The 25,350-nt window shown below is 70.9% G+C and carries 19 protein-coding genes; 9 read left to right on the top strand and 10 right to left on the bottom strand.

Features of this window, described 5'->3' with window-relative positions:
* The 7 genes from GUY59_RS35865 to GUY59_RS35900 all read right to left on the bottom strand — a co-directional run.
* On the bottom strand, window positions 1–1,382 hold a 1,382-nt coding region (locus GUY59_RS35865; RefSeq protein ID WP_161714861.1), incomplete at its 3' end, for an acyclic terpene utilization AtuA family protein.
* The gene (locus GUY59_RS35870) at window positions 1,379–2,149 is read right to left on the bottom strand and encodes an enoyl-CoA hydratase-related protein (RefSeq protein WP_138208777.1); all 771 of its coding nucleotides are present in this window, start codon (window positions 2,147–2,149) and stop codon (window positions 1,379–1,381) included. The genes GUY59_RS35865 and GUY59_RS35870, both read right to left, overlap by 4 nt.
* The gene (locus GUY59_RS35875) at window positions 2,146–4,059 is read right to left on the bottom strand and encodes an ATP-binding protein (RefSeq protein WP_161714862.1); all 1,914 of its coding nucleotides are present in this window, start codon (window positions 4,057–4,059) and stop codon (window positions 2,146–2,148) included. Before GUY59_RS35875 ends, GUY59_RS35870 begins: the two co-directional genes overlap by 4 nt.
* Window positions 4,056–5,588: an acyl-CoA carboxylase subunit beta gene (locus GUY59_RS35880; protein ID WP_138205879.1), complete on the bottom strand. Its 1,533-nt coding sequence runs from the start codon at window positions 5,586–5,588 to the stop codon at window positions 4,056–4,058. The genes GUY59_RS35875 and GUY59_RS35880 overlap by 4 nt, the downstream gene beginning before the upstream one ends.
* 53 nt (window positions 5,589–5,641) lie before the next feature.
* The gene (locus tag GUY59_RS35885; protein WP_138205867.1) at window positions 5,642–5,890 is read right to left on the bottom strand and encodes a hypothetical protein; all 249 of its coding nucleotides are present in this window, start codon (window positions 5,888–5,890) and stop codon (window positions 5,642–5,644) included.
* A 239-nt stretch (window positions 5,891–6,129) separates the two neighbouring features.
* Complete coding sequence (locus tag GUY59_RS47840) at window positions 6,130–8,574, bottom strand: serine/threonine protein kinase (RefSeq protein WP_212746295.1); 2,445 nt, start codon at window positions 8,572–8,574, stop codon at window positions 6,130–6,132.
* Window positions 8,575–8,749: 175 nt separating this feature from the next.
* Complete coding sequence (locus GUY59_RS35900; protein ID WP_252375144.1) at window positions 8,750–10,111, bottom strand: FAD-binding oxidoreductase; 1,362 nt, start codon at window positions 10,109–10,111, stop codon at window positions 8,750–8,752.
* Window positions 10,112–10,203: 92 nt separating this feature from the next.
* On the opposite strand from GUY59_RS35900, the gene GUY59_RS35905 reads away from it, so the two are divergent.
* The gene (locus GUY59_RS35905; RefSeq protein WP_138205865.1) at window positions 10,204–10,773 is read left to right on the top strand and encodes a hypothetical protein; all 570 of its coding nucleotides are present in this window, start codon (window positions 10,204–10,206) and stop codon (window positions 10,771–10,773) included.
* 1 nt (window position 10,774) lies between these two features.
* Here the strand turns inward: GUY59_RS35905 and GUY59_RS35910 are convergent, their stop codons facing one another.
* The gene (locus tag GUY59_RS35910; RefSeq protein ID WP_138205863.1) at window positions 10,775–11,980 is read right to left on the bottom strand and encodes an aminotransferase class I/II-fold pyridoxal phosphate-dependent enzyme; all 1,206 of its coding nucleotides are present in this window, start codon (window positions 11,978–11,980) and stop codon (window positions 10,775–10,777) included.
* A 280-nt stretch (window positions 11,981–12,260) separates the two neighbouring features.
* Here GUY59_RS35910 and ctaD point away from each other — a divergent pair, with 280 nt between their 5' ends.
* From ctaD to GUY59_RS35950, 8 genes are all read left to right on the top strand, one after another.
* The gene (gene ctaD / locus GUY59_RS35915; RefSeq protein ID WP_138205861.1) at window positions 12,261–13,955 is read left to right on the top strand and encodes an aa3-type cytochrome oxidase subunit I; all 1,695 of its coding nucleotides are present in this window, start codon (window positions 12,261–12,263) and stop codon (window positions 13,953–13,955) included.
* 66 nt (window positions 13,956–14,021) lie between these two features.
* Entirely contained in the window at window positions 14,022–14,255 is a 234-nt protein-coding gene (locus tag GUY59_RS35920) for a hypothetical protein (RefSeq protein ID WP_132340141.1), read from the top strand.
* 5 nt (window positions 14,256–14,260) lie between these two features.
* Window positions 14,261–15,994 carry a fumarate reductase (quinol) flavoprotein subunit gene (frdA, locus tag GUY59_RS35925; RefSeq protein ID WP_201761739.1) on the top strand — a complete coding sequence of 578 codons (1,734 nt, stop codon included), beginning with the start codon at window positions 14,261–14,263 and terminating at the stop codon, window positions 15,992–15,994.
* On the top strand, window positions 15,987–16,766 hold the full coding sequence (gene sdhB / locus GUY59_RS35930; protein ID WP_201761740.1) for a succinate dehydrogenase iron-sulfur subunit: 780 nt from the start codon (window positions 15,987–15,989) through the stop codon (window positions 16,764–16,766). Before frdA ends, sdhB begins: the two co-directional genes overlap by 8 nt.
* A complete protein-coding gene (locus GUY59_RS35935) occupies window positions 16,763–17,215 on the top strand; it encodes a fumarate reductase subunit C (RefSeq protein WP_138205857.1) in 453 nt (150 codons plus the stop codon). Before sdhB ends, GUY59_RS35935 begins: the two co-directional genes overlap by 4 nt.
* Entirely contained in the window at window positions 17,212–17,553 is a 342-nt protein-coding gene (gene frdD, locus GUY59_RS35940) for a fumarate reductase subunit FrdD (RefSeq protein ID WP_132341363.1), read from the top strand. Before GUY59_RS35935 ends, frdD begins: the two co-directional genes overlap by 4 nt.
* 120 nt (window positions 17,554–17,673) lie before the next feature.
* Window positions 17,674–20,418: an immune inhibitor A domain-containing protein gene (locus GUY59_RS35945; RefSeq protein WP_252375143.1), complete on the top strand. Its 2,745-nt coding sequence runs from the start codon at window positions 17,674–17,676 to the stop codon at window positions 20,416–20,418.
* Window positions 20,419–20,547: 129 nt separating this feature from the next.
* Window positions 20,548–21,486: a diacylglycerol/lipid kinase family protein gene (locus GUY59_RS35950; protein ID WP_132341367.1), complete on the top strand. Its 939-nt coding sequence runs from the start codon at window positions 20,548–20,550 to the stop codon at window positions 21,484–21,486.
* A gap of 76 nt (window positions 21,487–21,562) precedes the next feature.
* On the opposite strand, the gene GUY59_RS35955 is transcribed toward GUY59_RS35950, so the two are convergent.
* Both GUY59_RS35955 and GUY59_RS35960 read right to left on the bottom strand, forming a co-directional pair.
* On the bottom strand, window positions 21,563–22,330 hold the full coding sequence (locus tag GUY59_RS35955; protein WP_138205853.1) for an SWIM zinc finger family protein: 768 nt from the start codon (window positions 22,328–22,330) through the stop codon (window positions 21,563–21,565).
* Window positions 22,331–22,332: 2 nt separating this feature from the next.
* On the bottom strand, window positions 22,333–25,350 hold a 3,018-nt coding region (locus tag GUY59_RS35960; RefSeq protein ID WP_201761741.1), incomplete at its 5' end, for a DEAD/DEAH box helicase.

The raw sequence follows: 25,350 nt of genomic DNA on the forward strand, positions 1-25,350 counted from the left end.
TCCCCGCCCTTCGCGCCGTCCGCGTGTGCCGTCCCGTCGGCGGGCCCCGACGTGAGCGGGGGCTCCGGGTCCGGGAGCGCCGTCGCGGGCTCGCCGGGGACCGCGACGGCGGGGACGGGGATCTGCGTGCCGTCCAGGAAGGCCTGAGGGCGTACGTCCGCGGCCGGGACCAGGACCGGCCAGTAGATCCCGTACGGTGAGGCGTTGCCGGGCGGGGTGAGGCCGTAGAAGCCCGGGTAGCTGGCCAGCCCCGTCTCCACCACGGCCTCGGAGAAGGCACGACCCGCCGTGCGTTCGTCGGCGTCCATGACCGTGATCCGCAGCAGGCCGGACTCCGTGAGCGTCACGTCCACCGCGTCGAACGACTCGCGCGGGATGCGTGCCCAGACGGCCTCCTCCGCCACCCGGGCCTTGGCCTCCACGTCGAGGCCCGTGAGCACCAGGGTCATGGTGTTGCGGTAGCCGCCCAGGTGGTTGACGGCGACCTTGAGCGTGCAGGGAGGCGGCTCGCCGCGTACGCCGGAGACCAGCACCCGGTCGGGCCCGTCGTCGGCGAGCGTGATCGTGTCGAACCTGGCCACCACGTCGGGGCCGAGGTAGCGGGGGCCGCCCAGCTCGTACACCAGCTGGGCGGTGACCGTGCCGACCGAGACCAGGCCGCCCGTGCCGGGATGCTTGGTGATCACGGCCGATCCGTCCTGACGCAGCTCCGCGAGCGGGAAACCGCAGTGGGCGAGATCGGGTACGTCCTGGAAGAACGCGTAGTTGCCGCCCGTGGCCTGACAGCCGCACTCGATGATGTGTCCGGCGACCACCGACCCCGCCAGCGGGTCGAGGTCGCCGGGCCCCCAGCCGTACCGCCAGATGCCGGGCCCTGTCACCAGGGCGGCGTCGGTGACGCGGCCGGTCACGACGACGTCCGCGCCCGCCGACAGTGCGGCGGCGATCGGACGGCCGCCCAGGTAGGCGTTGGCGGTGAGCGGGGTGGCGTCGAGGCGTTCGCCGGTGTCGGCGTTGACCAGGTCGAGGGGCTGGCCGGTGAGGTCGTCGCCCGTGACGTGGGCGACCGCGGGGGACAGGCCGAGGCGCGCGCCCAGCTCGTGCACGGCCTCGGCGCATCCGGCCGGGTCGAGGCCGCCCGCGTTCGTCACGATCTTGATGCCCCGGTCGAGGCAGGGGCCGAGGACGTCCTCCAACTGCCGCAGGAAGGTCGGCGCGTAGCCGGGCCTGCCCTTGAGCCGGTTGCCGGCCAGGATGAGCATGGTGAGCTCGGCCAGCCAGTCGCCGGTCAGCACGTCGATCGGCCCGCCCTCGACCATCTCCCTGGCCGCGGAGAGCCGGTCGCCGTAGAAGCCGCTGCAGTTGGCGACGCGCAGGGTCATCGCGTGGCCCACGCGGGCGGGCGCTTGTCCATGTACGCGGTGATGCCCTCCTGACCCTCCTCCGAGGTGAACCGCTCGGCGGACAACGCGGTCATCTCCCGCAGCCCGTCCGCGAACGACATCGCCGGCACCTTCCTGACAAGCTGCTTGGTGATGGCCAGGGCCTCGGGAGCGCCCTTGATCAGCAGGTCGGCGTAGTGGGCGACCGCCGCGTCCAGCTCCTCCTCGGGCACGGCCCTGGAGATCAGCCCGATCTCCGCGGCCCTGGCGGCGTCGAAGACCTCGCCGGTCAGGAAGTATTCGGCCGCGGCCCTGGGATCGAGCCTGCGCAGCACCGGCACCGAGATCATCGCCGGCACCACGCCGAGGCGTACCTCCGTGAACGCGAACGACGCCGAGAGCGGCGCGACCGCGAAGTCGCACGCCGCCACCAGGCCCAGGCCGCCCGCCCGCGCGGTGCCGTTGAGCCGGCACACCACCGGCTTGGGGCTCTCCCAGATGAGCGTGAGGATCTCCGGGAACGACGCCGTCACCGGCGCGCCGGGCCTGCCGTCCGCCGCGCGCTGCTCCTTGATGTCGGCGCCCGAGCAGAACACCTTGCCCGTCGCCGTCAGCACGATCACCCTGGCCGCCGGCTCGGCCAGCGCCCAGTCGAGCCGCTCCTTCAACTCGCCGAGCAGGCGTACGGACAGGGCGTTGCGGTTGGGCGGCGAGTCCAGCGTGATGGTCGCGACGCCCGCGGTCAGGTCCTGGTGGACCAGGGTCATGTGCTCTCCTCCTGAATGATCGCCAGCACGGCTCCCGCCTCGACCTGCCGGCCTTTCTCCACGTGTACGCCGGACACCACGCCGGCGACGGGGGCGGTGACCCGGTGCTCCATCTTCATGGCCTCGAGCACCAGCACCGCCTGCCCCTTGGCGACCCGGTCGCCGGCCGCCACCTCGACGCGCAGCACGCTACCCGGCATGGGGGCCAGCAGGGACCCCGGGGCGACGTGCTCCACCGGCTCGGGCAGCCGGGGGAGCGGGGTCAGCACGGCGCAGCCGCCCGCGTGGTCGACGTAGACCTTCGGGTCGCCGTCGTACCGGGCCACCTCGAAGGTGTGGCGGACGCCGTCGTGTTCGAGGACGACGGTGTCCGGGCCGGCGCCGATCACGGTGATGGTGTCCGGAAGCGGGTCGTACACGACGTCGGCCTCGGCGAAGCGGGTGCGGCGGGGCTGGGAGCGTACGTTGCGCCACCCGGCGGGCAGGCCGGCCAGCACGCGCGCGTCGCGCCGGTTGGCGGCGGCCAGGGCGAGAGCGGCGGCCAGCGCGGCCAGCCGGCCCTCCGCCTCCGCCGCCGTCCCGGCCGCTGTCTCGATGGATGGTGCGGGGGCCGGGAGGGAGTGGAGAGGGCCGTCGGGGGCCAGGAAGCCGGTGTGGGTGTCGCCGGCCAGGAAAGCGGGATTTGTCAGAATTCGTACGAGCAGGTCCCGATTAGTGGCCAGTCCGTGGAGCTTCGCCCGCCGCAGCGCCGTGGCCAGCCGCCGCACCGCCTCCCCCCGCGACGAGCCGTGCGCCACCACCTTGGCCAGCATCGCGTCGTAGTACGGCGACACCACGGACCCCGACTCCACGCCCGCGTCCACGCGCACGTCACCGGGCACCTCGAACCGCCGCAGGACCCCCGTCTGCGGAAGGTGGCCGTCGTCCTCCGCGTACAGCCGGGCCTCCACCGCGTGCCCGGCGGGCTCGGGCGGGCTCTCCGGCAGCGCGGCGCCCTCGGCGATCTCCAGTTGCAGCCGCACGAGGTCGACGCCGTGGACCAGCTCGGTGACGGGGTGCTCGACCTGGAGCCGGGTGTTCATCTCGAGGAACGCCACCCGGTCGCCCTTGACGAGGAACTCCACCGTCCCCGCCCCGACGTGGCCGGCCGCCCGCGCGGCCCTGACGGCGGCCTCGAACAGGTGCTCCCTCAGCCCGGCGGAAATACCGGGCGACGGGCACTCCTCGACGACCTTCTGGTGCCGCCGCTGCACGCTGCACTCGCGCTCGCCCAGCGCCCACACGGTGCCGTGCCGGTCGGACACCACCTGGACCTCGACGTGCCGGGCCGCCTCCAGCAGCGGCTCCACGAACACGGTGCCGTCGCCGAAGGCCGCCGCCGCCTCCCGCCGCGCCGACTCGACCTCCCGCGCCAGCTCTCCCGGCTCGCGCACGATCCGCATGCCCCGGCCGCCGCCACCGGCGGACGCCTTCACCAGCAGCGGGAACCCGCCCGGAGCGGCGGGGTCGAGCGAGGGCAGCACGGGCACCCCCGCCTCCGCCATCAACCGCTTGGCCGCGACCTTGGATCCCATGGCCGCGATGGCCGCGGGCGGCGGGCCGACCCACACGAGCCCGGCGTCGAGCACGGCCTGCGCGAACTCGGCGTTCTCCGACAGGAAGCCGTACCCGGGGTGCACGGCGTCCGCCCCGGTGGCGCGGCAGGCGGCCAGGATGAGCCCGGCGTCCAGGTAGGTCTCCGACGGGTGCGCGCCCGGCAAACGTACGGCGAGATCGGCCTCGGCGACGTGCGGCGCTCCCGCGTCGGGGTCGGAGTGCACGGCGACCGTGGAGATGCCGAGCGAGCGGCAGGTGCGGAGGACACGGCGGGCGATCTCGCCCCGGTTCGCCACGAGTAGCCGGGTGATCACGGGCGGAACACCCCGAATCCCGCCGGCTCCGGCACCGGCGCGCTGTTGATCGCCGACAGGCACATGCCGATCACGGTACGCGTGTCACGCGGATCGATGACCCCGTCGTCGTAGAGGCGTCCCGACAGGAACAACGCCAGAGACTCGGCCTCGATCTGGTCCTCCACCATGGCGCGCATCGCCGCGTCGGCCTCCTCGTCGTAGACCTGCCCCTTCGCCAGCGCCGACGCCCGGCCCACGATGGACAGCACGCCGGCGAGCTGCGGGGGCCCCATCACCGCCGACTTGGCGCTCGGCCAGCTGAACAGGAACCGGGGGTCGTAGGCCCGCCCGCACATGCCGTAGTTGCCCGCGCCGTAGGAGGCGCCCATGACGATCGTCAGGTGGGGCACGGTCGAGTTGGACACCGCGTTGATCATCATCGCGCCGTGCTTGATGATGCCGCCCTGCTCGTAGTCCTTGCCGACCATGTAGCCGGTCGTGTTCTGCAGGAAGACGAGGGGCGTGCGCGACTGGTTCGCCAGCTGGATGAACTGCGTGGCCTTCTGCGACTCCTCGCTGAACAGCACGCCCTGGGCGTTCGCCAGCACGCCGACCGGATAACCGTGGAGCTTCGCCCAGCCCGTCACCAGCGAGACGCCGTACGTCGGCTTGAACTCCTCGAACTCGCTGCCGTCCACCACCCGCGCGATCACCTCCCGGGGATCGAACGGCACCTTCAGGTCCTCGGGGACGATGCCGAGCAGCTCGTCAGCCGGATAGAGCGGCTCGCGCGCCGGCCCGGGGACGACACCCTGCTTGCGCCAGCCGATCGAGCGCACGATCGAGCGCCCGATGCGCAGCGCGTCGTGCTCGTCCTCCGCCAGGTAGTCGGCCAGCCCGCTCACCCTGGCGTGCATCTCCGCCCCGCCCAGCGACTCGTCGTCGGACTCCTCGCCGGTCGCCATCCTGACCAGCGGAGGCCCGCCCAGGAACACCTTGGCCCGCTCGCGCACCATCACCACGTAGTCGCTCATCCCGGGCACGTAGGCGCCGCCGGCGGTGGAGTTGCCGAAGACGAGCGCGACGGTCGGGACGCCCGCCGCTGACAGCCGCGTCAGATCGCGGAAGATCTGCCCGCCGGGGATGAAGATCTCCTTCTGCGTGGGCAGGTCCGCGCCGCCGCTCTCGACCAGGTTCACGTACGGGAGGCGGTTGCGCAGCGCGATGTCCGCCGCGCGCAGCGACTTCTTCAGCGTCCAAGGGTTGGAGGCGCCGCCGCGAACCGTCGGATCGTTCGCCGTGATCACGCACTCGACGCCCTCGATCACGCCGATCCCGGACACCATGCTCGCCCCGACGGGGAAGTCGCTGCCCCACGCGGCCAGCGGCGACAGCTCCAGGAAGGGGGAGTCGGCGTCGACCAGCAGCTCGACGCGCTCGCGCGCGAGCAGCTTGCCGCGCGCGCGGTGCCGCTCGACGTATTTCCCGCCGCCCCCGCCGACCGCCCTCGCGTGCTCGGCGTCCAGTTCGGCCAGCTTGGCCAGCATCGACGCGCGGCGCCGCCGGTGCTCCTCGCCCGCCGGGTCGAGTCTGCTTCTGATCACGTGCCCTCCTCCGGCCGCGCCGAAGGTGACGCGTCCGTCAAGCCGATGGCCCGCGCCCACAGGCGGGTCAGGTGGCCGACGGCCGTCTCCTCCGCCGCGTGCTCGCCCAGGTCGAGCCGGACGTGGGCGAAGTGCTCGACCGTCCCGCCCAGCATGATCGCGGTCAGCCGGGGGCCGAGCGCCGGGTCGGCCAGGCCCTGCTCCTGCAGCCGCCTCGGCCCCTCGGCGCCCCGCCGCACGAACACCTCGCGCAGCTCCAGCAGCCGTGGGAGACCCCGGCGCGCACGTACACGTCGTCGATCCGCACGGCGTCGTAGCCGTGCTCCTCGAGCGCCTCGCGTCCGGCCCGCACCAACGCGGCCCGCGTGCGCCTGCCTCTGGAGGTGGGCGCCGGAGACTTGACGATCACGTCAGTCACGCTAGCGTACGCGGGCGTTCGGGTCACCCGGGCACGGGGCTCGACGGCAGCTCGTATGCGCGGAGGTCAGCCGCAGTGGCTCCAGCCGGACTTCCAGCTCTGCGTACCCCACGAACCGCCCCAGATCACGCACTTCTTCTTCGCCGCCAGCCTGACGGGGCCCGCGTACGCGCTGAACTTGCCGGGGTTGCTCGCCTTGCTGCCCTTCTTGACCTGGAGCAGGGCGTTCATCGGGATCTTGCCCGTCCCGACCAGGCGCGACATCGTGACCACGCAGTTCTTGCCCGACTTCGCGTGGTAGGCGAGGTAGATCGTGGCGTTGCTGCCCAATTCGTGCGAGTTGATGATCTTGTAGCCGGAGCCGCACACCTTCGTCGGGCTGTACGGGTTCTTCTTGGGCGCGACCTTCTTCGGGGCGGCGGCCCCCTTGGGCCGCTTGACCACCGGCAGGGTCCGCGTGGGGCCCGAGGTCGGACGCAGGGTCGGCTCCGGATCGGGGTCGACCATCGTCTTCTTCTTTTTCCTGGTCTGCGTGGGCGTCGGCTGCGGCCTGCGGTTCTGCGGGACGGGCGCCTGGGTGTAGCGCGGACGCGGGGTGACGGTCCGCTTGGGCTTCCTGGGCTTCTTGGTCGTCGGATCGATGTCCAGGGTGGGGACGGGCGCCGTCTCCGTCGGGAGCGTCGTGGCGGGCGGTTTGCCGGGCTGCCCGGCGCCCGAGCCGTCACCCGGCGTGCCGTTCGAGGAGTTGCCCACCGGCACGACCGGCACTTCCTGGCTGTTGGCCTGCACCACGACCGCGCCGACGACCACGAGCAGGGCCGCGGCGGCGGCGCCCGAGAGCGCGAGGGTCAGCGTGCGGCGTTGCTTGCCGGACGCGCCGTCGTCCGGCCGCGGCGAGCCGCCGCCCCGCTGGTATCCGCCGCCCGGGGGCACGCCGGGGCCGTGGGGCGGCATGCCGGCTCCCGCGCCCTGCGGACCGCCCTGGGGCGCCCCCGTGTACGGGGAGCCGGGCCCCTGAGGGTTCCGGGAGCCGCCACCTCCCGCCCCGGGCATCGGGGACGGCTGACCGCCCGGATGGTGCGGTCCAACGGGACCGCCGCCGGAGTGGGGGCCGTTGTGCGCCATGCCCCCTTGGGGAGCGCCGGCTGCTCCCCTCGCGGGACCGGCCTGACCGGGCACGTGGGGGACGGGCCCGCTGAGCCCCGGGTTGTGGCCGGCACCCGGTACGGGACCGCCCTGGCCGTGATGTCCTTGACCTGGCCCGCCCTGGCCGGGATGCCCCTGACCTGGGACGGGCCCGCCCTGACCTGGGACGGGCCCGCTCTGGCCCGGATTGCCTTGACCGGGGACGGGGCCGCTCTGCCCGGGGTTGCTCTGGCCAGGGATGTTCGGGATGGGCCCGCTGAGTCCTGGGTTGTGCCCGGCACCGGGGACAGGGCCGCTCTGACCGGGGTTGCCCTGGCCGTGCTGGGCGGCGGCGGGAGGCGTGACGTACTGGCCGGTCTGCGGGGGACCCACGGGCTGCGGGCCCGTCTGGAGCGGGCCGCCCACGAGGTTGGGACCGGTCGGCTGCGTCCACGGGCCGGGGTAGACGTCCTCCGCGCCCTTGTCAGCGGGACGCCCGCTCTCCTGCTGCGCCGGTGTGCCGGTCTGGGCGGCTTCGGCCTGCCGGCCCATCGGTTCGACGGCGGACTTCGGGGCCGGCTGGCCGGTGAGGTCGACGATGAGCTCGTCGGCGGTGGGCCGCTGCGCGGGGTCCTTGGACAGGCAGGCGGCCACCAGGTCGGCGAGCACGCCCTCCATCGCGCCGAGCTCCGGCTCCTCGTTCAGGATGCGGTTCATCACCACGGGGATGGAGTCGGCGCCGAACGCGGGCTTGCCCGTCGCCGCGAACACCATCGTGACGCCCCAGGCGAACACGTCCGCGGCCTCCGACACGGCCGCCCCGGTGAGCTGCTCGGGCGCCAGGTACGACGGCGTCCCCATGGCCATGCCCGTGGCCGTCGCTCCAGGGGAGTCGAGCGCGCGGGCGATGCCGAAGTCGATCACGACGGGACCCTCGGGGCCCATGAGCACGTTGGCGGGCTTGAAGTCGCGGTGCAGGATGCCGGCGCGGTGGATGGCGGCGAGCGCGGTGGCCGTGCTGATCGCGAGCCGTTCGAGCGCGGCGCCCCGCCGCGGCCCCTCGTTGATGACCAGCTCGCGCAGCGAGGGCCCGGGGACGAACTCGCTCACGATGTACGGGCGGCTGCCCTCCAGGTCGGCGTGGAGCACGGGAGCGGTGCAGAACCTGGCCACCCGCTGCGCCACCGCGACCTCGCGCAGGAACCGCGTCCTGGCGTCGGTGTCGGCGACCAGGGCGTTGTGCAGCAGCTTGACGGCGACCTGTTCCCCCGAGTCGCTCTCGCCGAGATAAACGATCCCCTGGCCGCCCTCGCCGAGCCGGGCGACGATGTCATACGTCCCCAGCCGCCGCGGATCGTCCGCCTCCAGCGGCTGGAACTGATTCACGTCGGACCCCCATCACAACCCAGTAGATGAGGCAAAACGCTACCAGCGAGACCGTTGGGGCGTCTGCCGGACCTGTCAGAACCTTCACGTTTTGACGGCGTAAGTCAACGTTCCTTCGCAGGTCGTGTGCTTTGCGAACCCCTAGGTCACGGCTTGATGAAGCCGAGATCACATGTCAGATCGCCTTGCCGGGGTTGAGGATGTCCAGCGGGTCGAAGACCGCCTTGATGCCCTGCTGCACCTCCGTGGCGACCGGCCCCGCCTCCAGGGCCAGCCAGCGCTGCTTGAGCAGGCCGACGCCGTGCTCTCCCGTCAGGGTGCCGCCGAGCTCCAGGGCGTGCGTGAACACCTCGTCCGCCGCGGCCCACACCTCGGGGGGCGGCTCGATGGTGCCGTGCTCGAAGATGAAGACCGGGTGCAGGTTGCCGTCCCCCGCGTGTGCGACCGTGGCGATGCGCACCCCGTGCCGGGCCGCCGCCGCCTCGATCGCGGTGATCATGTCAGGCAGTACGGAACGCGGCACGCACACGTCCTCGACCAGGCACGCGCCCTGCCGCTCCTTGGCCTGGTAGGCGAGCCTGCGCAGCCCGATCAGCTCCTCGGCCTCCTGCGGGCTGGAGGAGAGGGCCACGAAGGAGGCGCCGTTCGCCATGCACAGCTCGTCCATGCGCGCGGCCATCGCCTGGCCGTCCGTCGCGTCCGACTGGCCGATCAGCATGGCCTGGGTCTGCGGTTCGAGGCCGATGTTGCGCCAGTCGTCGATGGCCTCCAGCGTGGCCCGGTCGAGCAGTTCCATGAGCGAGGGCTGGCAGCCGGCCGCCATGATCGCCGACACGGCGGCGCCCGCGTCCCGCAGCGAGCCGAACTCCGCGGCGAAGGTGGCAGGAGCCGTGGCGGGCGCGCGACGCAACCGGACCGTGGCCGCCGTGATCACGCCCAGGGTCCCCTCCGAGCCCACGAAGAGCCCGGTCAGGTCGTAGCCCGTGACGCCCTTCATCGTGCGGCGGCCGGTGTCGAGAATGCGTCCGTCGGCCAGCACGACCTCAAGACCGAGCGCCGAGTCCCTGGTCACGCCGTACTTGACGCAGCGCAGCCCGCCGGCGTTGGTCGCCAGGTTCCCGCCGATCGTGGAGATCTCGTACGACGACGGGTCGGGCGCGTACATCAGGCCGTGCTCCCTGGCGGCCCTGTCGAGGTCGGCGGTGATGACGCCGGGCTCGACGACGGCGATCTCGTCGGCGGGGGAGAGCTCCCTGATCGCGGTCATCCTGGCCAGCGACAGGACGACCGAGCCGTCGCCGGCGACGGAGGCGCCCGCCAGACCGGTCCCCGCGCCGCGCGGCACCACCGGCACCCGGTGCTCGGTGGCCCACTTCATGGTGGTCACCACGTCCTCGCGGGAGGCGGCGAGCACCACGCCGGCCGGCTTACCGGGCTCCAGGTACGTGCGATCGCGGGCATAGGAGTCGATCACGTCCGGATCAGTCAGGACGCGACCTTCGGGGAGCAGGTTCGCCAACGCATCAATCGGTCTCACACCATGCACCTTAAGGTGCAGATCACCGCAACTCGGAAAGGACCCCCTGAGTACGGTTTGCGCAGGCCGTGGCTTAGGGCCAAACTGCCCGGGTGAAAGTCAGGTGCCCGGTGTGTACGGAGGCCGACCAGGTCGTGGCGGTCCCCGGAGCGGTCGCCGCGGGGACCACGTACAAGATCGGACGGGTCCGGCTGCCGGGGGCGCGTGAGGTGGCCGACCTACCGATGGCGGCCTCCCTCGGCGCCTCGAAGCACGTCATGAGCCGCACGCAGCTCGCGGTCTGGTTGTCGTTCCCCAGCCGCCACTACACGCCGTGGGCCAGGAACCAGGGTTACATCATGCTGCTCCTCGCGGCCCTGGCCCACCTGGTCATGTCGCTGGTCATCGCGATGGGTCAGGACCCCAACTGGGGCGAGGTGCTGCTCGCGCCGTTCTGCCTGACCGGCCTGTTCTGGGGGCTCGGGCTGCTGAACGTGCTCGGTTCGTACGGCGCCCGCAAGCGCGACGACAGCGAGGCTCCGGCCAGGGAGAAGGCCATGGCCGTGTGGGAGCACCTGTGCTACTGCGCCCGCGACAACGTCGTGTTCGAGCCGGGGGTCGGCGTCTCGTTCCATCCGAGCGAGACGCGCGAGTACATCTTCGGCTTCCGGCCGGGCCGCTGACTCAGCCCCGCTCCTCCGCCACCAGGCGCACGCAGACGGCCAGGCCGTTGATGGCCTGCTCCAGCTCGTCGAGCTCGGGGTAGGTGGGGGCGATCCTGATGGTGCGGTCGCCCGGGTCGTCGCCGTAGGGGTGGGTGGCGCCCGCCGGGGTCAGCGCGATGCCCGCCGCCTTCGCCCTGGCCACGACCTCGGCGGCGTGCGGCACCTCCAGGCTGATGAAGTAGCCGCCCTTCGGGCTCGTCCAGGTGGCCAGGCCGCCGAGCTGCTCGGTCAGGATCTTGTCGACCAGCTCGAACTTCGGCCCGATCAGTTCGGCGTGCCTGCGCATGTGGGCGGCGACCCCCGCGCCGTCGCGCAGGAACTCCACGTGCCGGAGCTGGTTGAGCTTGTCGGGGCCGATGGACTGCTTGGCGGTGTTGTGCAGGAACCACTCGACGTTGGCCGGCGAGGACCCGAAGAAGGACACGCCCGCGCCCGCCAGCGTCACCTTCGAGGTGGAGGCGTAGACGAACACGCGGTCGGCGTTGCCCTGCGCGGCGCTGAGCGCGAGCAGGTCGGCCAGCTCGGCCGGGGTGTCGGTGAGGTGGTGCACCGCGTAGGCGTTGTCCCAGAAGACGCGGAAGTCGGGCGCGGCCGTGGGCATGGAGGCCAGCCTGCGCACGGTCTCGTCGCTGTAGACGATGCCGGACGGGTTGCTGTACTTCGGCACGCACCACATGCCCTTGACACCGGCGTCGGAGGCGACCAGGCGCTCGACGACGTCCATGTCGGGCCCGTGGGCGTTCATCGGGACGGGCACCATCGTGATCCCGAACCGCTCGCAGATCGTGAAATGCCGGTCGTATCCCGGCACCGGGCACAGGAACGTGACCTTCGGCTCCTCCACCCACCGGCGCGCGGCCCCCGGCAGCGGCGTCAGCAGCGCGTGCACGATCGTGTCGTGCATCAGGGCCAGGCTGGCGTTGCCGCCGACGACGAGCTGGCCCGCGGGCACCTGCACCAGCGGGGCGAACAGCTCGCGCAGCTCGGGCAGGCCCTGGAGGTTGCCGTAGTTGCGGCCGTCGGTGCCGTCGGCCGCGCGGTAGGACGTGGGCAGCCCGAACATGTCGTTGGAGAGATCGAGCTGGCGCGGTGACGGCTTGCCCCTGGTGAGGTCGAGCTTGAGCCCTCTCTCCACGAGGGCGGCGTAGTCACGCTGAGCGGTCACGAGATCTCCTCCACGTCGGTCCGGTTACGAAGGATAGAAGACGCCGCGACGTGAAGGGGCACCTGCCCCGCGACAGCGGAACGCCGGCGCCCCACGGGAGCACCAAGCTTTGACGGCGGATGTTAAAGAACGACTTCCCGAGCGGCGCGCGTTGGCGTGGAATGGGTAGATCGGGGCAGTCAGGCCGGCCGCACCGGGCGGACCGTCTGACCAGCGGCATCTGCGCCAGCACATCGCAGGTGGCACTCCCCACTGGCACTCCGCACTGGAGGGAGCGGCCGTGACGACCGTTCGCGAACCCTCGGTCGAACAGGTCAGGCGCCGGCGCACCGGGACCGTCATCGCCTCCTGGTTGTCGACCACCGATCATAAGGTGATCGGCTATCTCTATTTGATCACCTCGTTCGGGTTCTTCCTCGTGGCGGGCCTCATGGCCATGATCATCAGGGCCGAGCTCGCCGGGCCGGGACTGCAGCTGGTCAACCAGCAGCAGTACAACCAGTTGTTCACCATGCACGGCACGATCATGTTGCTGCTGTTCGCCACGCCGCTGTTCGCCGGGTTCGCGAACGTGATCATGCCGCTGCAGATCGGGGCGCCCGACGTGGCCTTCCCCCGGCTCAACGCGGTGGCGTACTGGTTGTTCCTGTTCGGCGGGCTGATGGTGCTGGCCGGGTTCCTCACCCCGGACGGCGCGGCCGACTTCGGGTGGTTCGCGTACACGCCGCTGTCGTCGTCCATCTACTCGCCGCAGGTCGGCGGTGACCTGTGGATCATGGGACTGGCGTTGTCGGGGCTCGGCACGATCCTCGGAGCGGTCAACTTCATCACCACGATCATCGGCATGCGGGCGCCGGGCATGACGATGTTCCGTATGCCGATCTTCTGCTGGAACGTGCTGCTGACCAGCATACTCGTGCTGATGGCGTTCCCGGTGCTGGCCGCCGCGCTGCTCGTGCTCGAAGCGGACCGCAAGCTCGGCACGCAGATCTTCCTCGCCGAGAACGGCGGACCGCTGTTGTGGCAGCATCTGTTCTGGTTCTTCGGCCATCCCGAGGTCTACATCATCGCGCTGCCGTTCTTCGGGATCATCACCGAGGTCATCCCGGTCTTCAGCCGCAAGCCGATCTTCGGCTACATGGGACTGGTCGGCGCCACCATCGCCATCGCCGGATTGTCGATGACGGTCTGGGCGCACCACATGTTCGCGACCGGGCAGGTGCTGCTGCCGTTCTTCTCGTTCATGACGTTCCTCATCGCGGTGCCGACGGGCGTGAAGTTCTTCAACTGGATCGGCACGATGTGGCACGGGCATCTCACGTTCGAGTCGCCGATGTTGTTCTCGGTCGGCTTCCTGGTGACGTTCCTGCTGGGCGGGCTGACCGGGGTCATCCTGGCCTCGCCGCCGCTCGACTTCCACATCAGCGACACCTACTTCGTCGTCGCGCACTTCCACTACGTGGTGTTCGGCACCGTGGTGTTCGCGATGTTCGCCGGCTTCTACTTCTGGTGGCCGAAGATGACCGGCCGCATGCTCGACGACAGGCTGGGCAAGCTGCACTTCTGGACGCTGTTCGTCGGCTTCCACATGACGTTCCTCGTGCATCACTGGCTGGGGCAGATCGGCATGCCCCGCAGGTACGCCGACTACGGCCCGGGCGACGGCTTCACCTTCCTCAACGAGGTCTCGTCCGCCGGCGCGTTCCTGCTCGGCGCCTCGACCCTGCCGTTCCTCTACAACGTGTTCAAGACCGCGAGGAGCGCGCCCAAGGTCACCCTCGACGACCCGTGGGGTTACGGCAACTCGCTGGAATGGGCCACGAGCTGCCCGCCGCCGCGGCACAACTTCACGTACATGCCGCCGATCCGCTCGGAGAGGCCCGCCTTCGACCTGCACTACCCGCACGAGCGGGAGGAGGCGACGCAAGGGGGTGACGCTCCCGAGGTGGGGCCGCGCGAGGATACGGGCGACTGACCTTTCCCTAACCGGTGCTCGGTGCTTGTGTGGAGGTGACGTTTCGCCTATCTAGGGAGATCGGCGATGACCGGCACGAAGCGCCCCTTCGACCCCGAGACGGCTCCCTGCGGGAAGAGGTCCGGTGGCGAACGCCTCCTCGACGACGACGAGTACGGCCTGGTGATCCGCGACCAGTTCTTCGACTGCGGCTGCCGGATGATCAGGCACGAGTACCACGACGGCAGCATCCACCTGTCCGCCATCCGCCACGACGGCAAGCGGGTGAAGGACCCGATCCAGCCCGACCACGGGAAGTGACGTACATGATCGATGTGCTCATCGTCGGAGGAGGCGGGGCGGGCCTGCGCGCGGCGGTCGCGGTCGCCGAGGAGGATCCCGCGCTCAAGGTGGCGGTCGTGTCGAAGGTCTATCCGATGCGCAGCCACACGGTCTCCGCCGAGGGCGGGGCCGCAGGGGTGATCGGCCTCGACGACACGCTCGACGAGCACTGCTACGACACGATCTCCGGCGGCGACTGGCTGCCCGACCAGGACGCGGTCGAGGCGTTCGTGGCCGAGGCGCCGCGCGAGCTGATGCAGCTGGAGCACTGGGGCTGCCCGTGGAGCCGCGAGCCGGACGGGCGGGTCGCCGTGCGCCCGTTCGGCGGCATGAAGAAGATGCGCACCTGGTACGCCGCCGACAAGACCGGCTTCCACCTCCTGCACACCCTCTTCCAAACAACCCTGAAATATCAGGACATCATCAGGTACGACGAGTGGTTCGTCACCAAGCTCGTCATCGACGACGGCCGCGTCCACGGCGTCGTGGCCGTCGAGATCAGGACCGGCCGCATCGAGACCATCCCCGCCAGGACCGTCATCCTCGCCACCGGCGGCTGCGGCAAAGCCTTCCCCTTCACCACCAACGCCGCCATCAAGACCGGCGACGGCATGACCCTCGCCTACCGGGCCGGGGCGCCGCTGAAGGACATGGAGTTCGTCCAGTACCACCCGACCGGCCTGCCGTTCACCGGCATCCTCATCACCGAGGCGGCCAGGGCGGAGGGCGGCTGGCTGATCAACAAGGACGGCTACCGCTACCTCCAGGACTACGACCTCGGCACCCCCACGCCCACGCCGAAGCTGCGCAGCATGGAGCTCGGCCCGCGCGACCGGCTCTCCCAGGCGTTCGTGCACGAGCAGGAGAAGGGCCGCACCGTGGACACGCCGTACGGGCCGGTCGTCCACCTGGACCTCCGCCACCTCGGAGCAGGCAAGATCGACGCCCGCATCCCGTTCGTGCGCGAGTTGTGCCGCAGCTATCAGAACCTCGACCCGGCCACCGACCTCATCCCCGTGCGCCCGGTCGTGCACTACATGATGGGCGGCGTCCACACCGACATCGACGGCGCCACCCCCGTCGCCGGGCTGTACGCGGCCGGGGAGACGGCCTGCGTCAGCATCAACGGCGCCAACCGGCTCGGTTCCAACTCCCTGCCCGAGATCCTCGTCTTCGGCCGGCGGGCGGGCGTCGCCGCCGCCGGGTTCGCCCGGTCGCACAGGAACGGCGAGCCGTCCTGCGTACGCACCCAGGGGGAGGACGAGCGGCGGCGGCTGGAACGCGCGCGCGGAGGCAGGGGCCACGGTGAGCGGATCGCCGACCTGCGCGAGCAGATGCAACACACGCTCGAAGGAGCGGCGGGCATCTACCGCACGGGCGACGCGCTGGCCAAGGCCGCCGACGCGCTGGCCGAGCTGCGCGAGCGCGCCGAGGAGGCCCGCGTCGACGACACGAGCACGACGTTCAACACCGAGTTGATCAGCCTGCAGGAGCTCCACGCCATGCTGGAGATCGCGCAGACGATCGTCGCCTGCGCGCTCAACAGGCGGGAGTCGCGCGGCGCGCACCAGCGCACCGACTTTCCCGTCAGGGACGACGAGGCGTTCCTGGCGCACTCGCTGGTGCACCGCGCCCCCGACGGCACGCCGTCCGTCGGCCTGCTCCCCGTGACGATCACCCGTTGGCCCCCGGGAGAAAGGGTGTACGGCCGTGACTGAAACCGACGCGGTGAGCCGAGCCGAAGGAGAGGGCGGCGCGACGGCGGGGACCAGGACCCTGCGGATGGAGGTCTCGCGGTACCGGCCCGGGGAGGACGACGAGCCGGTGCTGCAGTGCTACGACGTGCCGCTCATGCCCGACTGGGCCGTGCTCGACGGGCTCAACTACATCAAGGACCGGCTCGACGGCAGCCTGTCCTACCGCTGGTCGTGCCGGATGGGCGTGTGCGGCTCGTGCGGCATGACCGTCAACGGCGAGCCCAGGCTGACCTGCGGCACGTTCCTCACCGAGTACGGCGACGGCCCCGTGCGGATAGAGCCGCTGAAAGGGTTCCCCGTCATCAGGGACCTCGTCGTGGACATCGACGACTTCCTGGCCAAACTGTCGTCGGTGCGGCCGTGGCTCGTCAGGGAGGGCGAGGACCTGCCGCTGACCACGGAGTACGCCCAGACGCCCGAGCAACTGGAGGCGTACCGGCAGTACAGCATGTGCATCAACTGCCTGCTGTGCTACTCGGCCTGCCCGGTCTACGTGCTCGAACCCGACTTTCTCGGCCCGGCGGCCATCGCGCTCGCCCAGCGTTACAACCTGGACTCGCGCGACATGGACGACCGGTTCGACGTGCTCAACCTCGACGATGCCGTGTGGGGCTGCACGTTCGTCGGCGAATGCACGCGGGCCTGCCCCGAGCACGTGGACCCGGCCGAGGCCATCCAGCGTTACAAGCTGACCGCCGCCCTGCGTTCGGTGCTGCCCTGGAGCAGGCGATGACGCCCCGGGGGACGCCCCGGGGGACGGCCCGGGGGAAGGCGACACCGAGCGCCGCCGTACGCACGACGTCGGCCGCCTACCGGCCGCCGCCCGACCGGCTGTGGTTCACCCGCACCCGCCGTTACACCCTCTTCGTGCTGCGCGAGCTGACCAGCGTCTTCGTGGCGTGGACGGTCGTCTACCTGCTGCTGCTCGTCGACGCGGTGCTCGGCGGTTCGCTGCGGGACTTCGCGGCGCTGGCCTCCCGGCCCTGGATGGTCGCCATCAACGTGGTCGCGCTGGCCGCGACCGCCTTCCACACGATCACGTTCCTCAACCTCGCGCCCAAGGCCACGGTCGTCCGGCTGGACGGCTGGCGGGTGCCCGCGTGGATGATCCAGGGCGGCAACCATTCGGCCTGGGTGCTGATCTCCGTGCTGATCGCCTATTTCATCCTGAGGTCGCCATGAAACGCACGCCCGAGCCGTACCTGTGGCTGCTGTTCAGCGGCGGGGGAGTGGTGGCGGCGCTCGTGCTGCCCGTGCTGGTGCTGCTGTTCGGGGTCCTCATGCCGCTCGGCGTGGTCGACTGGCCGGCCGTGGAGCATCTGCGCGCGCTGCTGGACAACCTGGTCGTACGGCTCGCGCTGATCGTCGTCGTGACGCTGTGCCTTTTCCACGCGGCGCACCGTATCCGTTTCACCAGTGAAGAGCTGTTCGGCATCGCGAAGTTCGATCGGGCGCTGGCGGTGATCTGCTATGGGGCGGCGCTGGCGGGCGTCGGCGTGGCCCTGTGGATGATGGTCTGATGTCGTAGTTTGATCACGTTTCAACAATTCCCTTTACGACCCGTTTAGTCACCCTCTAACGTCCGGCATTGCACACCCTCTGGCCATGCGCCCGGCGACCCCGGGCAGAAAGGGTTCCTGGTGCCACGTACAAAGCGCCTGTTAGCAACGCTGCCCGCGGTCGCCCTTCTCGGCGCCGCCCTGACCGTTCCTTCCGCGCAAGCGTCGTCGGTGGCGGTTTACGAGCCCGCAGCCTCGGACTTCTACATCAACTACGCTCCGCCGAGGGTCGCTGAGGACCCGAAGGAGCCCAAGCTCAACGATCCGAAGGCGCGCTCGCTCACCCCGGCGCAGAAGTTCGACAGGAAGTTCAGCAGCGGAAACCCGGCGGCCGGCCGCATTCTCGCCGCACGCGAGAAGGAGGCCATCAGAACCGGCCTCAACCCCGCTGAATGGATCTTCAAGAAGACCAAGCAGACTCGTACGGCCAAGCTCCTGACGATCCTCGTCGAGTTCAACGAGCAGGCCAACGACGACTTCTCCGGATTCAACCGGCTGCGCACCGTCGGCAGCGAACCCGACGACTGCGTCGTCGAGCCGGCGGGAACGCTCCTGAACGGCCCCCTGCACAACAACATCCCCGACCCGGCGACGCTGCCGCACAAGGACAACAACTCCTTCTGGGTCAAGGACTTCAGCACCCAGCACTTCAACAAGATGCTCTACACGGACAAGGGCATCACGGAGCGGGTGCGTCCCGACCTGAAGGACCCCCGCGACGGCAAGCCCGGCATCGACATCTCCGGCTTCACGATGAAGAAGATGTACGAGGAGATGTCGAAGGGCGCCTACTCCGTCACCGGTGAAGCGGTCGGCTGGGTCAAGGTCCCCCACTCCGAAGCCTGGTACGGCGCCGCGGCCTGCGGCGGCGCACCCCAGGACATGTCCGGGCACCCCGACAACCAGCTCGGCGCCCAGCAGCTCCCGATCGACTCGGTCAACGCCCTCGCCCAGGCCCGGCCGGACTTCCCGTGGGCCGACTACGACGTGGAGGACGTCGCCGACGCCGACGGCGACGGCAACCACCAGGAGCCCGACGGCGTCATCGACCACCTGGTGCTCGTGCACGCCGGCAAGGACAAGTCGTCCGACGGCGGCGCCGAGGGCACCTACGCCATCTGGGCCCACTCCAGCGCGGTCGCCGGCGGCCACACCGTCCCCGGCACCGACAAGCAGATCTCCAACTACATCGTGCAGCCCGAGGACTCCGGCGTCGGCGTCTTCGCCCACGAGTACGGCCACGACCTCGGCCTGCCCGACCTGTACGACACCTCGGGAGCGGGCAGCTCGGCCGTGGACTTCTGGGACCTGATGTCCAGCGGCTCCCACTCCGGACCGATCTTCCAGTCGATGCCCACCCACATGGGACTGTGGGACAAGTGGGTGCTCGGCTGGGCGAACCCGAAGACGTTCGACCCCGGTGACCGCTCCAAACTCGTCACCGTCGGCCAGACCTCGCGCACGCCCAAGCTGACCGAGGACGGCATCCGGGTCAACCTCACCTCTTCGCCGCTGAGGATGATCGAGCCGCACAGCGGATCGAACGCCTGGTGGACCGGCCTCGACCAGGAGTGGGGCGACATCGGCCTCACCCGCGACGTGCCCGTCCCCGAAGGCGACGACGTGCGCTTCTGGATGTGGAACAACTACGAGATCGAGTCCGACTGGGACTTCGGCTTCGTCGAGGTCTCCACCGACGGCGGCGAGACCTGGGCCCAGCAGAAGGTCTTCGACGAGGCCGGCAACGAGATCACCACGCCCGACGACTACCCGGACCCGAACCAGAACCTCGCGACGTTCGGCAACAAGAAGTACGGCATCACCGGCAACACCGACGGCTGGCGGCACGACTACGTCAACCTGACGCCGTTCGCCGGGCAGACGATCAAGCTGCGGCTGACGTACAACACCGACGCGGCGTTCATGCCGCGCGGCTGGCACGCCGACGACTTCGAGCTCACCAACGGCGGCACGTCCGTGTGGAGCGACGACGTCGAGGGCGGCGACAACGGCTGGCACGCCACGGGCGGCACGTTCACCAACACCAGCGGCCAGGGCTGGACCCGCAACAACGGCGAGCGCGAGGTCTCCCGCTTCTACCTGGCCGAGTGGCGCAACTTCGACGGGTTCGACAAGGGCCTGCAGTACACCTACGACACCGACTACTCCCGCGACGGGGCGTGGAAGGTGCAGAAGATCAAGTACAACGCGCCCGGGCTGCTGGTCTGGTACCGCGACTCGACCTACGTCAACAACCACGTGACCGCCGACATCACGGGCCCGCCGAGCCTCGGCCCGAAGGGCAGCCTGCTGGTCGTGGACTCCCACTACGAGCCGCTGCGCCGTACGGGAACGGCGGCCGAGAAGGACCCGGCGCTCAACAAGAACCTCCCGGGACGCGCCCAGACCTCGAACGCCGCGTTCGGGTTCGTCAAGACGTACCCGTTCAAGGAGTGCCTGGAGGCGGCCGACGAGCCGTTCAGCGAGTACTGCACGGAGTTCAAGGCGCAGAAGGGCGTCAAGACCTTCACCGACGCCAAGACCTGGTACCCCGGCATCGAGCAGATCGACGACGGGCTGTACTACCGCGACTTCGACGCCTCCGCGGTCGTGCCGTCGAAGGACGACCAGACGTACAGCACGCGCGTGGTGCACCAGGACGGCAGCCCCGCCACCGAGCTGTACGGCCAGGTGGCCGCGGGCTCGGAGCTCGGCACCGGCAACCCCGGTGACGAGGGCAAGGCGCTGGGCGTGCAGTTCCAGCTGCTCACCCCGCTGCCCGGCAACCTGGGCGCCATCGTCCGGGTGGTCCCGCCGAAGAAGTAAACCCAAGGGGCCTGCCGCCTTCCGCGCGGCCGGCCTCGCCCAAGAGGCCGTAGTACGGCTCACGCGCCTTCGGCCGCCCGCGTTCGCGGCGGCCGAAGGTAGCGGTTTCTGCACCTACGATTGATGACCATGACCGAACTGCGCACCAAGGACGAGCACACCGAGGCGATCCGGAGAGATCGCCGGGTGGCGGTCGTGGTGAACACTCGCTCGCGCCGCGGCCGGCGGCACTATTTCGAGGTGATCGAGCAGATTCACAACCTCGGGTTCGAGCCGCTGGCCGAGCTGTCGGTCTACAACCCCAAGCGGCTGCGCGAGCTGCTCGACACCGCCCTGGCCACCGAGCCGGACCTGCTCATCGTGGGCGGCGGTGACGGCACGCTTTCCTCGGCGGTGCGGCACGTCGCCCACAGCGACGTGGCGCTCGGCGTGCTGCCGCTGGGCACCACCAACAACTTCGCCCGCAGCCTCGGCCTCCCCCTCGACCTCGCCGGGGCGATCAAGGTGTTCGACACCGGCAAGGTGGCCGACATCGACCTCGGCCTGGCCGACGACCGGCCGTTCGCCAACCTGGCCAGCTTCGGGGTGTCGGTCGAGGTGGCGGGCAGGGTCAAGCCGTGGCTCAAGCGCATCGTCGGGCGTCCCGCCTATCCGCTGACGGCGCTGACGATCCTGCCGGGCCACACGCCGTTCCGTGCCTTCATCACCGTCGAGGGGCAGCGGCACGAGCTGCTCACCCACCAGCTCAACATCGCCAACGGCCGCTTCCACGGCGGCTGGCAGGTCGCCAAGGACATCAGCATCGACAACGGCATGCTGGTGGCCTACCAGCTCGGGTCGGGCAAGAAGCTGCGGCTGCTGGGCGAGACCCTCCTGAGAGCGACCACCGGGCGATGGCGCAGCCTCGCGGGGGGCCCGTTCGTGACGGGCCGCGAGATGCTCCTGGAGACCGATCCGCCGATGGCCGCCGACGTCGACGGCGAGGTGCGGCTGCGCACGCCCATCAGGCTGCGGGTGGTCCCCAACGGGGTGCGGGTCATGGTGCCGTCCTCGTTCGAGGACAACTGAGCCGCCCCCTGGGCCGCCACACCGGCCCTCTGCCCTCTCTTGAGGTCTCTTGAGGGGCCCCCGGCCGCGGGCACGCTCAGGCGTCGCCCAGGCGCCGGTAGGCGGGCTCCAGCGCGCCCGCCAGGCCGGCGGGCGGCGGGAAGACGCGCAGGAGGAGGTCGGAGGTGGCGGCGGACGGGCGCCGCTCGGGGCGGTGGGCCGTCGCGCCGGGCGCGTAGAAGTCGGCCAGCCGGTCGGCGAACGGCACGTCGTCCACGCGCGGCGCGTCCGCGGGCGCGTCCTCCGCCAGCGAGCCGAGCAACTGCTCGCGGGTCCGCCCGCGCCAGGCCAGCACGAGGAACGGGTCGTCGTCGAACGACTCGGCCAGCAGATAGAGCACCGCCGACAGGTGCTTGCACGGGAAACCCCAGTCGGGGCACGAGCACTCCATGTCGAGGTCACGCGGGAACAGGTCGATCCCGAGCGCGGCGAACACCTCCTCGATCTCCGCCGGCATCTCCCCGGCCAGCAGTTTGGCCCGGTGCACGGCCTGCGCCGCGATCGCCTCCTCGATGGCGGCCCAGCGCGGCTCGCCGTACGCCTCGATCCTGATCACGACCTCGTACGGGTCGCGCCGCGAGCCCTGCACGGCGGCCCGCGCCTCCCCGGCCGCCAGGTCGATCGACAGGACCTGCCCCTGGCGGGCGTAGGCGCGGCCGCGCGAGAGCCGGCCCTTGTCGCAGACGCGCTCCAGGATGTCGATGAACCGCCGTGACCACCACGTCGAGCCGATGCTGCCCCGCCGGGTGCGGGCCTTGATGCCGCCCTCGACCTTGATCGGCTGGGCGCCGTCGTACCAGACCATGGTCAGCTCACCCCCTCCGCGGTCAGCCTGAACACCTCGCGCAGTTCGCCGGTGGACAGGTCGGTGAGCCAGTCCTCGCCCGCCCCGACGACCCGCTCGGCCAGGGCCTTCTTGCGTTCGATCATCTCGTCGACCCGTTCTTCGAGGGTGCCCGCGCAGATGAGCTTGCGCACCTGTACGTTCCTGCGCTGCCCGATGCGGAACGCGCGGTCGGTGGCCTGGTCCTCGACGGCCGGGTTCCACCAGCGGTCGACGTGGACGACGTGGCCGGCGGCGGTGAGATTGAGCCCTACGCCGGCCGCCTTGAGCGACAACACGAACAACATCGGCTCGTCGTCGTTCTGGAACCGGTCGACCAGCCGGTCGCGGGTCTTCTTCGGCAGCCCGCCGTGCAGCCACAGGACGGTCGCGTCGAGGCGCTGGGCGAGGTACGGCTGGAGCATGGTGCCGAACTCGGCGTACTGCGTGAAGAGCAGGGCCTTCTCACCCTCCGCCAGGATCTCCTCGGACAGCTGCTCCAGCCGGGCCAGCTTGCCCGACCTGCCCGACAGGCGGGAGCCGTCCTTCAGCAGGTGGGCCGGATGGTTGCAGACCTGCTTGAGCCTGGCCATGGCCGAGAGCACCAGGCCGCGCCGCTCGATGCCCTCGCTGTCGTCGATCCTGGCCAGCATGTCGTCGACGACCGCCTGGTAGAGCGTGGCCTGCTCCGTGGTGAGCGGGCACCACTCCTTGATCTCCAGCTTCTCCGGCAGATCCGAGATGATGGATTTATCGGTTTTGAGGCGGCGGAGGACGAACGGGCCCGTCGCCCGCCGCAGCGCCCTGGCGGCCTGCTCGTCCTGCCGCGCCTCGATCGGCTCCTGGAACCTGGTCCTGAACCGGGTGCGTGGTCCCAGCAGGCCCGGGTTGGCGAACTCCATGATCGACCAGAGCTCCGCGAGATGGTTCTCGACCGGAGTGCCCGTCAGCGCCAGCCGGGTGCACGTGGGGATCGACCGCACCGCCCTGGCCTGCAACGTCCCGCTGTTCTTGATCGCCTGCGCCTCGTCGCACACCACCCTGTGCCACTCGCGCCGCCGCAGCGTCTCAAGGTCGCGCTGGGCGGTGCCGTACGTGGTGATCACCAGATCGGCGTCCTCGATCTCCGCGGCGTCGCGGCCGCTGCCGTGGTGCACGTACACGCGCAGGCCCGGCGCGAACCTGGCCGCCTCCCGCTGCCAGTTGCCGACCAGCGACATCGGGCACACCAGCAACGTCGGCGTTTCCGCCCGCTCGTGCACGAGCAGCGCCAGCGTGGTGATCGTCTTGCCCAGCCCCATGTCGTCGGCCAGCACACCGCCCAGGCCCAGCTCCGACAGGAAACTCAGCCACGCCAGGCCCCGCTCCTGGTAGGGCCTCAGGGTGGCGTCCAGGCCCGCCGGCGTGGCCAGCGGCGTCAGCCGCCGCTCGGCCTGCCCGGACAACAGGTCGCCCAGCACGCCGTCGGCGTCGACCTCCAGCAGCGGCAGCTCGTCGTCGTCGGCCCGCACGACGTGGCGCAGCAGGTCGGCGGCGCTCGCCTCACCCGTACGGGCGCCCTCGACGGCCTTGAGCGCCGCCTTGAGCTGCCGGTCGTCCAGCTCCACCCACTGGCCGCGCACCCGGACCAGCGGCACCTTGAGCCTGGCCAGCTCTTCCAGCTCCGCCTCACTGATCGTCTCGTCGCCCACCGCCAGGTCGATGCGGAAGTCGACCAGCTCGCGCATCCCGAACCCCTGCGCGGCGGCCGCCGCCTGCGCCTTGGTCCTCGTGGTGAGCTTCAGCCCCAGCCTCGTACGGCCCGCCCAGCGCGGCAGCTGCACCCCGAACCCGGCAGCCTGCAACAGCGGTGCCGCCTGCCCGAGGAACCCGAACGCGCCCGCCGTGTCCAAGGTGAGCTCGCTCGGCCGGGGTACGCGCAAGGCGCGGTCCAGCTCGGGATAGAGCCTGACCGCCCGCCCCAGCCCGGCCAGCAGCTCCCGTTCCGGTCTCCCGGGGAGGCCGGTCAGCGTGCCCTCGCTCCAGACGGTGGCGGCGGGGACGTACAAACTGGGGTCGTCGGCGGCCTGCAACGCCAGCTCCAGCCGCCACCCCCGCCCCATCCCGCCTGTCCCGTCGCCGGCGCTGTGGTCGGCTCTGTCATGGGCGCTGTCGTCGTTGGCGGCGTCGGGGGCGAAGCCGGCGTCGTCATCGGGGGACGCGGGCTCGATCAGGCGGAAGCACACGCGCGCCGCACCCTCCGCTGTCGTCACGGCGTCGTACCACTGCTCCAGCTCGCGGCGCAGCTCGGGCACGTCGGGGCAGGCCGGGTCGTCACCGGTCAGGGCCGCCAGCCACCGCTCGCGCGGCGTGCGCCGGCGGGCGGAGACCGTCTCGGCGACCGTTCCTGTGACCACCTCGACGACGGGCTCGGCGACGGGCTCGGCGACCGTTCCGGCGACCGGCTCAGCGACCGGTTCGGTGATCGGTTCAGGGCGCGGTCGGGTGAGCGCACGCCTGACGAGCGCGTCGGTGAACGTCTCGAGCGCCTCGCGCAGGACGTCCGTGGAGGGGCGTTCGGTACGGGACGTGCGGCAGGCGGGCGGCATCGCCAGCGCCAGCTCCCGGAAATATCCGGCATCCACCCCTGTCACCACCGGCCACCACACCGCCCGCGCCGTGCCATGAGCGGCGACGAGCCGGGGGATGACGCGCCCTCGGCGTACCAGGTCGCGGGCGAAGGCGGCGACGGCGGCCCAGTGGCGCAACGTCGCGGTGCCCGCGTGCTCGTCCAGGATCCGCAGAGCCGTTGCGGCGGGCGGCACCACGGCGGGGACCTGCCACAGCCGCAGCCGGGGCCTGGTCACCTCCGTCGGCCGTCCGGTCTCCGGCGATGACAGGGGTTCCTTGACCGAGCCGGGCAGGAGCAGTTCGAGTGTCCGTGACGGCTGGTTGTCGAGCCCGAGGGCGGCGGCGACCATGGTCGCCGCCGGGGCGTACGGATGCGGGCGCACTCCCGCACC

The organism is Nonomuraea sp. K271, from assembly GCF_009908215.1.
In the GTDB taxonomy this organism is placed as follows: Bacteria; Actinomycetota; Actinomycetes; order Streptosporangiales; family Streptosporangiaceae; genus Nonomuraea; species Nonomuraea longispora.